Here is a 13,248-nt window from a genome sequence, read left to right as displayed (position 1 = left end):
CCGACCCCTCTAACCCCCGTCGGGTCGGTTCCCTCAAACCGGAGGTACCACGTGCGCAGAGTCGCAGTGGGGCTGCTCGGGCTCACGCTGACGGCGACGTCGAGCTTCGCGCTCAGCTCGCCGGCCTATGCCGCGCCCCCGGCACAGACGCCGGACGCATCCCCGTCGGTTTCGGATCCCGCGCCCTTCCACGACGAGTTGCCCAACCCGCTCGAAGACAAGCGCCGTGAACTGCGCCAGCAGGGTCTCACGGACGTTCTGACCGGCCGCTCGACGCCGGAGAAGCGCAACGGCAGCACCGTCGTCAAGGTCGGCGAGACCACCGGCAACGGGCCGGCCGGCCGCAGCGCCGGCGCCCGCAAGGCCGGTGGAGCACAGACCACCGATCAGTACGTCGAACTGTCCCGTGAGAAGACCGACCGGATCTTCGTGATCCTGGCCGAGTTCGGCAACGACCGGCACCCCAGCTACCCCGACATCGACAGCAACCCCAACGTGCCGGGGCCGATCCGTTTCGACGGTCCACTCCACAACGAGATCCCCGCCCCCAACCGGGCGGTCGACAACTCGACCGTGTGGCGCTCCGACTTCAGTGCCGACTACTTCCGCGACCTCTACTTCGGCGAGGGCGCGGGCACCGAGTCGGTCAAGCAGTACTTCGAGGCGCAGTCCTCCGGCCGCTACAGCGTCGAAGGCACCGTGACCGACTGGGTCAAGGTCAACTACAACGAGGCCCGCTACGGCCGCGACCTGTGCGGCAGCAACGTCTGCTCCAACGTCTGGGCGCTGGTCAAGGACGCCGCCAACCAGTGGGTCGCCGACCAGAAGGCCGCCGGCCGCACCGACGCGCAGATCGCCGCGGACATGCGCGAGTTCGACAAGTGGGACCGTTACGACTTCGACGGCGACGGCGACTTCAACGAGCCCGACGGCTACATCGACCACTTCCAGATCGTCCACGCCGGTGGCGACGCCGCCGACGGTGACCCCTGGCAGGGCGAGGACGCCATCTGGAGCCACCGCTGGTACGCGTACAACAACCTCGTCGGCCTCGACGGCCCGGCGACGAACCCGCTCGGCGGCACCCAGATCGGCAGCACCGGGATCTGGATCGGCGACTACACGATCCAGCCGGAAAACGGTGGCCGCAGCGTCTTCTACCACGAATACGCGCACGACCTCGGCCTGCCGGACGACTACAACGTCCTCAGCGGCGGCGACAACAACAACGAGCACTGGACGCTGATGGCGCAGAGCCGTCTCGGCGCCCCGGGCGACGGCGGCATCGGCGAGCGCGGCGGTGACCTCGGCGCGTGGAACAAGCTCCAGCTCGGCTGGCTCGACTACGAGGTCGTGGTGGCCGGCCAGAAGCGCACGCTGGAACTCGGCCCACAGGCCTACAACACGAACAAGGCGCAGTCCGTCGTCGTGGTGCTCCCGCAGCGGGAATACTCCTTCGACCTCGGCGCACCGTTCGAGGGCACGAAGCAGTTCTTCTCGGGCAACGAGAACGACCGCAACGACTCGCTGGCGACCTCGATCGACCTGACCGGCAAGACGTCCGCGTCCGTGTCGCTCAAGGGCCGCTACGACATCGAGGCGGGCTACGACTACCTCTACTTCGAGGCCTCGTTCGACGGTGGCTCGACCTGGACGGCCCTGCCGTTCACGGTCAACGGCACGCCGGGCGGCACCGACGGCGGCAGCCGGCCGGCGCTCGACGGCAGTTCCGGCGGCGAGTGGGCGAACATCAACATCCCGCTGAACGAGGGTGCCGGCAAGGTCGTTCCGTTCCGGTTCCGCTACGTGACCGACGCCGCGGTGGCCGACGGTGGCTTCTTCGGTGACGCGATCACCGTGACCGCCGACGGCGCGACGCTGTCCACCGAGGGCGCCGAGAGCGGTGCCCCGGGCTGGACCCTGGGTGGCGAGTGGGCGATCGTCAGCGAGAGCGACACCCGCCTGTTCGACAACTTCTACATCGCCGGCCACCGGACGTACACCGGTTACGACAAGTACCTCGAAACCGGCCCGTACTTCTTCGGCTACGCCAACACCCGGCCGGACTACGTCGACCACTACGCGTACCAGGAAGGTCTCCTGATCTCGTACTGGAACACCCGGTGGGCCGACAACGACACCTTCGCCCACCCGGGTGAGGGTCGTAACCTCTACATCGACGCCCACCCGCGGCCGATCTACAACCTGACCGGCCAGCCGTGGCGGGCCCGGGTCCAGGTCTACGACGCGACGTTCAGCCTGCGGAAGGCCGACTCCTTCACGCTGCACCTGAACAGCCAGCCGCAGTACATCCGTGGCCAGGCCGCGGCCCCGCTGTTCGACGACACCAAGAAGTACTTCTACGACGAGCTGCCGAACCACGGCGTCAAGCTCCCGGCGACCGGTGTCAAGATCCGGGTCGTGGAAGAGAACGGCACTTCGATGAAGATCCGTATCTCCTGACCCACCTCGGTCCACCGGCGGCGCCCGGGAAGGTTCTCCTTCCCGGGCGCCGCCCCGTTTTCCGAGCCGGCCCGACCGGGAACCGTACGGCGGTCCGCCGAGTCCAAGTAGTGTGTCCACGATGCGTCGCACCGCTGCCCCGCTCGCCGCTGGACTGACCCTGTTCGCGCTGGTGGCGGCAGGTTGCGCGAACGATCCGGACGGAGGCTCCGTGACCGATCAGTCGCCGCCCCCGGCGGCCGCGGCGTCACCGCCGTCACCCGAACCGACACCGCAAGGCTCCCCGTCCGGCGTCGCGCCCTCCGGCCGGACCAGCCCACCACCGCTGTCCAGCACCGACCTCCCGACGCTGCGGCCGCCGAGCGGGCCACCGCAGAAACCGACCGACCAGCTACCGGACTCGATCGTCACCGGGCTGGTCGTCCGCGGCGGCAACGGACCGTGCTTCGGGGTGCAGAACGACGACGGCAAGCTGTACGCCCTGCACAGCTCCGAAGGTGTCCGGTTGCAGGAGGGCACGTTCGTCCGGGTCAAGGTCGAACCGCTCCTGCTCCGGATCAACTGCGGTCCCGGCGAGCACCACAGCATCGTCGAAGTGATGCCGGTGCGCTGACCCCGCGCCCCGGCCGGCAGTCGCCGTCAGTCCGCCGGCAGCAGCGCGGCCAGGTCGAGCCAGGTGTAGTCGTGCCCGCACGGCGGCCCGGCCGCCAGCCCGAACCGCCGCCCGTCGAGGTCGAGCAGCACCGAATAGACCGTCTCCGAACGGTCGAGCGGCGCGTCCCGCTCGTCGACGTGCCGGCAGATGCCCAGCGGGAAACTCGCGTGGTCGCGGAAGACCCCGATCAGGTCGTCGGCGCCCACCTTCCGAGTAGCCGCCGCGTCGGCGAGCAGGCGCCGGGCACGCGCCGACCGGAACAACGACGAGCCGCCCCACTCCTTGATCGTGTCGAAGACCGGCAGCCCGGTCTCGAAGTGGTTGGCGTGGGTCACCAGGCCGTCCACCGGATGCAGCCAGCCCGCCTCGCCCGGTGCGAGTTCCAGGTCGATCAGTTCACCGCCGTGGTCACCGGCCTGGCCGAGCACCATGTTGATGGAGGCGTTGCGCGGGCTGCGGCAGGCCGCCCGCAACGCCCAGGCCAGGCTGTCGGCCTCCAGCACCGAACGGAGCAGCACGTGGTAGGGCACACCGGGTGCTCCGCCGCCACGGGGCAGCCCGTCACGGTCGCAACCCAGCATGTTGATGCAGACCCCCACGCCGGCCGAATTGAGCCCGGCCTTCGCCAGCATGCCCGCCTCGGCCAGCGTCACGACCGCGTGGCCCCGCTCGTCCCGGGTCGCCAGCAGCACCGTGGCCTCCCGCTGGGCCGGATGCCAGTCCCAGTTCTGCCCGATCAGCAGGCTGCCGGTGGCGGTGTGCGTACCCAGCACACCAACCGCGGTGCAGCCTCCGTCACCACCGTCGGGGCGTACGCCGTAGATCAGTTCGGTACGCGCGTTCAGCGCGTAGATCTCCTCGACCGAGGCGCCCGCCCCCTCGGCGACGCCGTCGAGCATCTCGGCGACCCGCGGGTGGTGGTCGAGCGTCGTACGCCGGAACCCGGCACCGGCGACACGAACCGCGGCGGCGTCGAGACCGGCCTGCTCACGGAACCGGCGCAGGTAGAGGTCGAGGTTGGCGGCGACGAGCGCACGGGCGGCCCGCCCGTAGGCGGCACCGCACTCGGCGGGCGTGCCCTGGACGCTGACGACCGGCACCGGAAGGTCGGCGTACGTCGTGGCGGGGTCGACGGTCATTCGAGCACCGTAACCGCCGCCGGCCGCCGGGGAGAACCCGTATTCGCCGAGCCGGGCCGCGATCGAACGTAACCCGCTGATCAGGCCCTAGGCTGGCGCCGTGAGCGAGCGTAGCGAGCGAACCATCGGGCTCAGTCGAGAACACGGTGGGGCCGAGCGAAGCGAGGGAGCACCGTGAGCGAGCTTGAGCGGCGGGCCGGCATGACCCCGGCCGTCGACGAGTCGTGTGTGTTGGACGACGGTCCGTGGACCCATCGGTTCATCGGTGCCAACGGCACCCGGTTCCACGTGGTCGAGGCCGGCACCGGACCCCTCGTCCTCTTTCTGCATGGCTTTCCGGAGTTCTGGTACGCCTGGCACCACCTGTTGCCCGCCGTGGCCGATGCGGGATTCCGGGCGGTCGCGGTCGATCTGCGCGGGTACGGCGCCAGCGACAAGCCGCCCCGGGGATACGACGGCTACACGATGGCGGCCGACGTCACCGGCGTGATCCGGGCGCTGGGCGAGCGTCGGGCGAGCATCGTCGGTGCCGGGTTCGGTGGCATGGTGGGCTGGACGGCGGCGAGCTTCCACCCGAAGATGGTGCACCGCCTGGTGGTGCTCGGTGCACCGCATCCGCTGCGCCTGCGGGCGGCCATCTTCGCCGACCCCCGGGGCCAGTTCGCGGCGGCCACACCGACGCTGAGGTTCCAGATCCCTCGCTACGAGCACGTGCTGACCAGGAACAACGCCGCGATGGTGCGCGGGTTCCTGCGGGACTGGGGTGGTCCGGACTGGGTGAACGGCCCGTCGTTCGAGGCGTACGCCGACCGGTGCCGGGAGGCGATCCGCATCCCGCAGGCGTCGTTCTGCGCCCTGGAGGGTTACCGGTGGGCCTTCCGTTCCGTGCTGCGGCTGCACGGCTACCGGTTCGTGCGGCTGATGCAGAAGCCGCTGGTGACCCCGACGCTGCAACTGCACGGTGCACTCGACACGGCGTCGCTGCCCCGCACCGCACAGGGCTCCGGCCGGTACGTCATCGCACCCTACGAGTGGCGCCTGCTCGACGGGGTCGGGCACTTCCCGCATGTCGAGTCCCCCGACCTGGTGCTCGGCGAGGTCCTGCGGTGGGTCAAGTCCTGAGAGGCTGCCGGCCTTAGCACACCGGGCGGCGATCTGGGCGTTGTCCACAGGGCAGGTGGTTATCCACAGGCGAGCGGGATCGGGCTTCCCAGAACACCCGACAGGCGCGATCGTCACGACATGACCGACCTCTACGACGCCGCCGCCGCACTGCCCCGCCTCCTGCGCGCCGAGCACCGTCCCCACCCGGCACGGTCACTGCCGCGGCCGGCGGCCGTCCGGTGGACGGCGAGCACCGGGCACCTGCATCAGGCCCGACCGGATCCGCAGGCCCGGCCCGACCTTCTCGACGTCGTACGGGGCACGCTGCGGGTGGCGCCGCCGGCCGCCGTGGCGGCGTACCACACCGCCGCCCAACTGCACGGGTTCGGCGTGGTGCCGGTCCGCGCCGTCCATGTGGCCGTCCCCAGCGGCACCCCCGTGCCGCAACGGCGCGGTGTCACGGCACACGAGTCGAAGCTGCCGTTCGGCGAACTGACCGAGGTCTGCGGGCTGCCCTGCCTGCCGGCACCCCGGACAGCCGTCGATCTTGCCCGCACCCTGCCCCGTCCGGACGCGCTCGCCGTACTCGACGCGGCGCTGCGGTCCGGGGCGGTCACCGCCGAGACGCTGGGGGCCGAGCTCCTCCGGCACGACCGGCTGCGCGGCATCCGGCAGGCCCGGGAGCTGGCGGCCATCGCCAGCCCGCTGGCCGAATGCCGGCAGGAGACCCATCTGCGGCTCGTGCTGCACGACGGCCGGCTGCCGGCACCCACCCCACGACTGGGCGTCTCCGACGAGTGGGGCGTGGAGCGGCATCGGACGGATCTCGGCTACCAGCGGCAGCGGGTCGGGATCGAATACGACGGCATCGCGCACCTGGACCGCCGGGGTTCACGGCTCGACCCGCGTCGACACGACTGGCTCACCAGGCAGGGCTGGACCATCCGCTACGTCAGCGACGACGACCTCTACCGGCGCCCGGATCTGCTGGTCGCGGCCATACGCGCGACGCTGACCAGACGGTCCTGGTGGCGCCCACGCCGCTACACCGAAGCACCACACGCGGCGGCCGGGTAAGGGCACCGCCCGACCGGCGCGGTCAGGCCCGGTATTCGCGTAGTTCGACGACTTCGTTGGCCGGCGCCCAGCCCTGATACACGCCGAAATCGAAGGCTTCCAGCCCCATCGACTCGGCGACCGGTGAGCGTCCGCCGGTGTATTCGACCCGCAGCCAACTGTCGTGCTGGGCCAGCACGATGAACGGCTGTCCCTTCCACTCGCAGGTGGTGCGTACGTATGCGAGATCCTCGACCTCCGAGGCCGGCACGACGCGTACGAAGCGTCCCGGGCGCACCTCTTCGAAGCCGTCGCCGGCCTCGGGCTGGTAGATCCGGACCCGGTCGCCGTCGGGGCTGGCCTCATATTCCCGGCCCTCCCAGCGGGCGACGTAACCGTCACGCATCAGCTCTCCCCGGTCTTCTTCCAGGCAGGGGCGTCACTGTCCAGGGTCGCGACCAGGGTCTCGCCGTCGTCGGCGCCGATCCGCCAGATCTGTGCGCCGTGTGGAAGACGGATGCTGTCCACCTTGAACTCGGCGATCACGTCGCTGCTCTCGCCCGGGGCGAACCCGTTGCCCCGGAAGGGCGCACGCTCGATGACCCAGCCCTCCATCGCCCGCATGGCCGACTCCGTCTGCCCGCCGTACGGGATGCGGTAGAGGCTCGGCCGATAGGCCGGCCACCGCAGCACGTAGACCTCGTCCATGTCCCGGGTGAACGGCGATCCCTGATAGCCGAGCCCGAGCGCGGCGTGCAGCCGGGCCGGCGACGTCAGGTGGGCGATCTCGTTCGCCCGGTGCACGAAGCCGGAGACCCGGTCGTAGCCTCGGTCGAGGTAGTAGGCGACCTGGCTCGGGGCGATCGTCTTCTGCATCATCGTCGGGCTGCCGGGATCCTGCCGTGCCGGCGCATACGTCGAACGGGGCGCGGATTCCTCGGCCGCCGGCACCTCGGCCGGCTCGCCCTCGTCGGTGCCGAGTCCGACGTCGGCCGCCCAGCTCGCGAGAGCGATGATCTGGGCACCGGGCAGCTTGGCCCCGATCGGCGATCCCAGGTTGACCGCGAACGACCAGGCATCGTCCGGCCAACGTCGGATGAGCTGGATGAACTTGACCTCCACCGTCTCGATCGGATCGGTGGAATGCTCGGCCAGACGCTCCGGGGATGTGAAGACGACGATGTAGTCCTCGTCGTCGAGGCTTTCGGTGTGCCAGGTGAAGCCGTCCTGGCCCGGCTTCGATCCCGCGGCCGAGTCGGGCGCGGTGGGCAGGAGCACCTTCGCGAGCAGGAGGGTCGACAGGAACGAGTCGGTGTTTCCGGCTCGGGCGGCCTCGGCCAGGCTCTCCTCGACGGAGTTGGCCGCGACGAAGTCCCGGAGGGCAGGGTCGACCACGGGTGGGGTGGGTTCGGGCTCCGGCGCGACCGCCGACGGCTGGGATCGCGGTGGATCGGACTGCCGCTCGGGCCCGGGCGTGGCCGGGCCGGCCGGCGTGGTGTCGTCCCACCGCCGGGCGGCGAAGGCATCGGTGGGGGTTTCGTTACCGGTAGGGAACCCGGTGCCCGTGCCGGTCGTGATGGTTCCCGACGGCGGCGCGGCGGCGTTCCCGGTCGTCGCGACGGCGCTGGCGGCGCCGGACGCGGCTTCGGCAGCGTCCCAGGGGGTGGGGTTCGCACCGGTCCCCGAGCTGGCCGGCACGCTCGGACGTTCGACAGTCGCCGCCCGTTCGGTGAGCCAGCCGGCCGACGCCGGTTCGGCCGCCGGCCGTGCGGTGGCAGACTCCGATGTGGTCTGGGGCAGCCAGCCGCCGGCCGCCGGCCGGCTGGCGTGCGCCTGCGGGGTGGCGGCCGGTGCCTCCGGGGCGGCGGTGTCGCCTCCGGCCGGCCGTCCGGAAAGGACGGATCCGGGTCCGGTGTCGACTCTCTGCTGCTCCGACTGGGGCAGCCAACCACCGGACGACGTGGACGCCGGGTGGGAGACCGGCCCGCCCTGGTGGGGTGTCGACCAGTCGTCGCCGGCCTGTGCTGCGGGCCGGTCACCAGAAGGGCGGTCACCGGGAGGTTGGCCACCGGCGGAGGGGGCCGAAGGGCTGTTGCCTGCTGTCGAGGACCAGGCGCCGGGCCCCGGACGCCGGTCACCCCCCAGGGGCGCGGGCCGGGGCGGGTTGGCGAATCCGTCGCGCGGCGGCCGGGCGGGCTTTTCGAAGAAGGATGACGACGGGGCACCGCTCCCCGGTCTGGTCGGTGTCACCGGTCCCGCCGACACCGGAGCCGGGGAGACCGGGGCACCGGCCTGCGCCGGTGACACGGGTGCCGCAGAGACTGGGGCCGCGGAACCCGGGGCCGGAGGGACCGCCCCGGGCGGGACCGGCCCGGATGCGGTCGGTCGGGGCAGCGGCGCGACCGGGGGCTGCCCTGTCGAGGGTCCGACCTGGACAGGTGAGACAGGGGTCGGCGGGCCGGCCGGGGCCGAACCCGGCCCCGATGCGGCGGCGGCCGGGGAGACCGGGACGCCCGAGGTCGGCACACCGGAGGTCGGCACCCCCGACGTCGGGCCGCCGGAGGTCGGAACACCCGACACCGGCCCGGGCACGCCGGGCCAGCCGCCCGGCGGCGACACCGGCGCATCGGCCGTGGACGGCGGCTGGCCGGACGATCCGCCGGGAGGCACCTGGGAGGCCGGGTCGGCGGGACGCGGTACGGAGGCGGTGGCACGAGCCCGGGCCGCCTGCTCCACCCGCTCCAGTCGGGACCGGGCGCCGATGGTCCGGCCCGGCAACCGGACGTCGCCCCTCGCCAGTTGGGAGACGAACCAGGCCGGGAGGTATCCCTCGATCGGCAGGCCGGGATTTACGGCCAGCCACCATTCAAGATTGGGCCAGTTCTTGGCCAACTCGTGGTAAGGCACCCGGCGGGCCGAACTCGCGTTGTCGGCCAGGCACGCCTGGAGTGCGTCACTGGAGGAGAAGGCGAGGACGTGGGTCCGTCCACCCGTGCTCCAGGTGCCCCACCCCATCGTCGTACGGCCGGCCAGTGCGTCGGCGGAGACCGGCAGCAGGAGCTCGGTGCGTGCGAGGATCCGGAAGTAAAGTTCCTGGTCATTCGCGCGCAAAGCGTCCCGCATGGCGGCCTCGGCCTCGGTGGCCGGCTCCCATTCGGTCACGGCCACCTCCCTTCCAGCGAAGAGGCCACAGGCATCGCGTACAACCTACAAGGTAGGAACAAGATCAGGATGCATGGCCTGCGACGGATACCACGGTCGAGGGTCCGTCGATAACATCCGGTGCCGGACCCGACACGAATCGAAAGGTCTTGTCATGCCCGGCCACCCAGCCCGATTCGCACTGACCGGCACGGCCGTCGGGGCGGCCCTCGTCCTCATCGCCGGGCCGCCACCGGCCGCGGTCGCGGCACCGGCCTGCACCGCCCCGCCCGCCGGCCCGGTGGCGACGGAGGTGCCGTGGGCACAACAGCGATTCGGGCACGAACGCCTCGCGCCGCTGGCCACCGGAGCGGGTGTGATCGTCGCGGTCATCGACTCCGGCGTCGATCGCGATCATCCGCAGCTCGCGGACCGGGTACTGCGCGGCGTCGACCGACTCGACGCCGGCGGTGACGGCGGACGCGACTGCGTGGGGCACGGGACGGCCGTCGCCAGCATCATCGCGGCCGCCGCCCACGACGGCACACCGTTTCGCGGCCTGGCTCCCGGTGCGGCGATCCTGCCGGTACGCATCAGCGAGCAGCAGATCGTCCACGGTGAGGAGTCGGGTCGCACGGTCGACGGCGGGCAGTTCGCCGCCGCCATCCGGTGGGCGGCGGATCATGGTGCCGACGTGCTGAACCTGTCCGTCGTGCTCTACCGCGACGATCCCGCCGTACGCGCCGCGGTCGCCTACGCGGCCGCCCGGGACGTGGTGCTGGTCGCCGCCGCCGGCAACCTGCACGACGACGGTGACCCGCTCCCCTATCCGGCCGCCTACGACGGGGTGCTCGGGGTGGGCGCGATCGCGGCCGACGGGAGCCGCGCCCCGTTCTCCCAGACCGGCGCCTACGTCGACGTGGTCGCGCCGGGCGCCGGGGTGCTCGCCGCAGCGCCGGAACGCGGCCACCGGCGGCAGGACGGCACAAGCTACGCCGCACCGTTCGTCGCAGCCACCGCCGCACTGATTCGGGAGTACCGGCCGGACCTGTCGGCGGCCGAGGTGGCCGGGCGGATCGTCGCCACGGCCGACCCGGCACCGGCCGGCGGCACCGACGGCTACGGGGCCGGAGTCGTCAACCCCCACCGTGCGGTCACCGAGACCGGCGCGGTCGCGTGGGAGCAGTCCTCGGCCGCCCTGCCGGGGGCCGTGGTGGATCCGGCTACCGCCGGGCAGCGGGAGCGGCGCGACCGGGCCCGGGACCGGGCGGTGCTGTTCGCCGGAGCGGGCGCGGCGGCGGCGATCACGGCGGTGCTGTTGTCGGTGGTGCTGCCCCGCGGCCTCCGGCGGCGCTGGCGCCCGGCCGGGCCCCCCCTCCTGACCGGTCATCATCCTGGCCAGCCAGCCGGCCACCCACCTGACCGGCCCGGCCACGCACCGGAGCCGACGGTCCGCCCGCCGGACTGACGGGGCCAGCGGGCGGACCGGGTCAGCGGCTAGCTGAAGAGTTCGGCCGCCCGACGATCGGTTGCCAGGTAGTCGGCGGCGGAGTCGTCCAGGGCCACCTTGATCTCCCTGAGCATCGCCTGCAGCTCCGCGGACGACGCCCGCCACCGGTCCTGGCGCATCCGGTAGGCCTGGCTCGCCTCGCCGTCCCACTTGGCGACCAGCGGAGCGGCGTCACGTTCGAGCTGGTCGAGTTGTGCGCCCAGGGTGTTGAGCGCCTTCTGGATGTCGGCGCTGGCCTGCTGCATCTGGCCGAACCTGACCACCAGCACGTCATCGTTGCGCATCGGGGCTACCTCCGGTCAGAGCGGCAGGGTCAGGCCGCGGTTGGTGTTGGCGATCCGGCCCGCCGCCTCGGCGTCGGCGGCCTCGTATCGCTGGCCCGCGGTACGGATGCCGGCGGCGGTCTCCCGCAGAGCCCGCTGGAGGGCTTCCTGGTTCTGCGCCCACTGCTGCTTGACCTGCTCGAAGGAGCGTCCGCCGGCACCCTGCCAGGCGGTCTGCAGCACCTCCAGGTCTGCCTTCAGCCCGTTGAGCATGCTGCGTAGTGACTCCTCGACCTGCTCGAACCTGTCCGCGGTCTGTCGCATCACCGCGGCCTCTGCCTGTGTCTGCGTCACCCGTTTCCCCCGTTCCCGAACATCCAGCACGTCCCGCGCGATCCAGAGTGGACCGACGCGGCCGAATCGGTTCGTCGCTGACGGTAGCCGGACGGAAGCGGAGGCGGTACCCCTCACCGCTGGCCTGTGGATAACCCTGGAATCGACCCGCTAACGCGCGGCGGCCGCGCTCGCCGCCTCGGGATCGAGCGGTGCCCCGGCCGGCACCAGCGCGACCAGATTCGCCGGCAGTCGCTGCGGGCGCACCGCGCCGAAGCCGAGCATGGCCAGAGTGTCCGAACCGGACACAACGTGCCGGCGGCCGAGGTCGGTGACAACGGAGATCGCTCCGCCGGACGCGCCCGGCGCCGCCGTGGCCTCGACGACCGCGCCCCGGCCGGGCACCACCAGCACGTGGTCGGCGAGTGCGCCCCCGCGCTCCGACCGGCCGCTGGTGCGTACGGCTTCGTCCACGTCCGGAGCGGGGACGCCGACACGTACGTGGGTTCCGCCGGTCTCGTCGCGCACCGCGCCGCAGACGGCGCCGCTGCCGGCGTCAGCCAACCGGGGCGTGGTGGCCGGTGGCGCCGCGTCGCCGGTGGGCACCAGGTCGGGTATCCGCGGAAGGCTGGCGAACCGTCCCTGGGACAGTTCGGTCGGCCGGTTCTGTCCGGAGGCGGTGAGCAGCAGGTCGGCCTGGACCTGGGTGATGCCGGCGAGGCCGCCGCGGCCGGCGACCGCGTACTGCCGGCCACCGTCCTGGCTGGCGATCACGAACACCTCGCCGATTCGGGCGCCGGGCACTTCACCGGCCGACTGTCCATGATCGACGATCCGGATGCGCCCGAGGTCCGCCCCGACCGGCAGGGCGTTGAGCAGGGCCGGCGCCAGGGGTACGGGTCGGACGCCGGTCCAGCCGAGGGCGGTCAGCACCAGCATCTCGTCACGCACGAGGTGCCGCCGGTCACGCCGGACCAGGTGCAGCGAACCGTCCGGGTGCCGGCCGAGCACCGCACGCTCCTCCAGCGGCACACCGCCCGCCGGTTCGGCCCCGACCAGCAGCGTCGACCGGGCCACCCGTCCCCCGCCCGCACCGGTCGGCATCGAGCAGACGGTCCACGGCGCCGCCGACAGCCGGTCGGCGGCGGGCAGCGAATCCGGGGCGCCGGCGATCCCAAGTGGCGTCCCGCGCGGCACTCCCTCGATCGACCGGCGCGAGACGAGGACCGTCTTCGGCTCGGCCGAACCGACGATGAGCAGTGCGGAGGCGTAGTTGAGGACCAGGTGCAGCCGCTCCTCGCGGAAGACGTAGCGGGCGCCGGATTCCTTCTCCACGATCACCGCGGCCGGATCGCGCCAGTTGGCGCCGCTCCCGCCGGCGAGTACGCCGTACACGGCCATCCCGCCCAGCGCGATCAGTGCGATGAGGACACTGGCCAGCGTCGCGCCGGCGACCCTCCGGAACGGCGACTGTGCCGGATCGGTCTCCCGCATGACGAGCGCCGCAACGACCCGCTGGACCGCGAACTGGTGCGAGTGCAGTTGGTCCTGCCGCGACGACATCGGGCCCCTCCCGCTCGGTCC

11 protein-coding genes and 1 pseudogene are annotated in these 13,248 nt (G+C 72.2%); 5 read left to right on the top strand and 7 right to left on the bottom strand.

Translation table 11 applies throughout. The features are described from left to right. Positions 1-66 precede the first annotated feature (66 nt). Positions 67-2,463, top strand: coding sequence for an immune inhibitor A domain-containing protein (locus QCD66_RS01610; RefSeq protein WP_364214942.1), 2,397 nt, complete (start codon positions 67-69; stop codon positions 2,461-2,463). 211 nt (positions 2,464-2,674) lie between these two features. Beyond that, positions 2,675-3,076 carry a hypothetical protein gene (locus QCD66_RS01605; RefSeq protein ID WP_364214678.1) on the top strand — a complete coding sequence of 134 codons (402 nt, stop codon included), beginning with the start codon at positions 2,675-2,677 and terminating at the stop codon, positions 3,074-3,076. 26 nt (positions 3,077-3,102) lie between these two features. On the opposite strand, the gene QCD66_RS01600 is transcribed toward QCD66_RS01605, so the two are convergent. Next, positions 3,103-4,257 carry a C45 family peptidase gene (locus QCD66_RS01600; protein ID WP_357538177.1) on the bottom strand — a complete coding sequence of 385 codons (1,155 nt, stop codon included), beginning with the start codon at positions 4,255-4,257 and terminating at the stop codon, positions 3,103-3,105. Positions 4,258-4,458: 201 nt separating this feature from the next. On the opposite strand from QCD66_RS01600, the gene QCD66_RS01595 reads away from it, so the two are divergent. Both QCD66_RS01595 and QCD66_RS01590 read left to right on the top strand, forming a co-directional pair. Further along, the gene (locus QCD66_RS01595) at positions 4,459-5,379 is read left to right on the top strand and encodes an alpha/beta fold hydrolase (protein ID WP_375733926.1); all 921 of its coding nucleotides are present in this window, start codon (positions 4,459-4,461) and stop codon (positions 5,377-5,379) included. 120 nt (positions 5,380-5,499) lie between these two features. After that, on the top strand, positions 5,500-6,438 hold the full coding sequence (locus tag QCD66_RS01590) for a DUF559 domain-containing protein (protein ID WP_364214684.1): 939 nt from the start codon (positions 5,500-5,502) through the stop codon (positions 6,436-6,438). A 22-nt stretch (positions 6,439-6,460) separates the two neighbouring features. Here QCD66_RS01590 and QCD66_RS01585 read toward each other — a convergent pair whose 3' ends face one another. The 3 genes and pseudogenes from QCD66_RS01585 to QCD66_RS01575 all read right to left on the bottom strand — a co-directional run. Further along, entirely contained in the window at positions 6,461-6,826 is a 366-nt protein-coding gene (locus QCD66_RS01585; protein WP_357538469.1) for a hypothetical protein, read from the bottom strand. Further along, positions 6,823-8,115, bottom strand: coding sequence for an SseB family protein (locus QCD66_RS01580; RefSeq protein WP_407567228.1), 1,293 nt, complete (start codon positions 8,113-8,115; stop codon positions 6,823-6,825). The genes QCD66_RS01585 and QCD66_RS01580 overlap by 4 nt, the downstream gene beginning before the upstream one ends. Positions 8,116-9,146: 1,031 nt before the next feature. Then, positions 9,147-9,579, bottom strand: a pseudogene (locus QCD66_RS01575) (SseB family protein); the annotation flags it as partial. A gap of 154 nt (positions 9,580-9,733) precedes the next feature. Here QCD66_RS01575 and mycP point away from each other — a divergent pair. Continuing rightward, complete coding sequence (gene mycP / locus QCD66_RS01570) at positions 9,734-11,026, top strand: type VII secretion-associated serine protease mycosin (RefSeq protein WP_375733918.1); 1,293 nt, start codon at positions 9,734-9,736, stop codon at positions 11,024-11,026. Positions 11,027-11,055: 29 nt separating this feature from the next. Here the strand turns inward: mycP and QCD66_RS01565 are convergent, their stop codons facing one another. The 3 genes from QCD66_RS01565 to eccB all read right to left on the bottom strand — a co-directional run bounded on the left by QCD66_RS01565 (position 11,056) and on the right by eccB (position 13,227). Beyond that, positions 11,056-11,352: a WXG100 family type VII secretion target gene (locus QCD66_RS01565; protein WP_375733917.1), complete on the bottom strand. Its 297-nt coding sequence runs from the start codon at positions 11,350-11,352 to the stop codon at positions 11,056-11,058. A gap of 15 nt (positions 11,353-11,367) precedes the next feature. Then, positions 11,368-11,685, bottom strand: a complete 318-nt coding sequence (locus QCD66_RS01560) for a WXG100 family type VII secretion target (protein WP_364214694.1) — start codon at positions 11,683-11,685, stop codon at positions 11,368-11,370. A 150-nt stretch (positions 11,686-11,835) separates the two neighbouring features. Then, positions 11,836-13,227 (bottom strand): type VII secretion protein EccB, encoded by a 1,392-nt coding sequence (eccB, locus tag QCD66_RS01555; protein WP_375733916.1) that lies wholly within the window; start codon positions 13,225-13,227, stop codon positions 11,836-11,838. Positions 13,228-13,248 lie beyond the last annotated feature (21 nt).

This window comes from Polymorphospora sp. A560 (assembly GCF_045781765.1).
Classification (GTDB): domain Bacteria; phylum Actinomycetota; class Actinomycetes; order Mycobacteriales; family Micromonosporaceae; genus Polymorphospora; species Polymorphospora lycopeni.
Note: the sequence above shows the minus strand (reverse complement) of the source record. Positions and strands in the feature narration are given on the sequence as shown.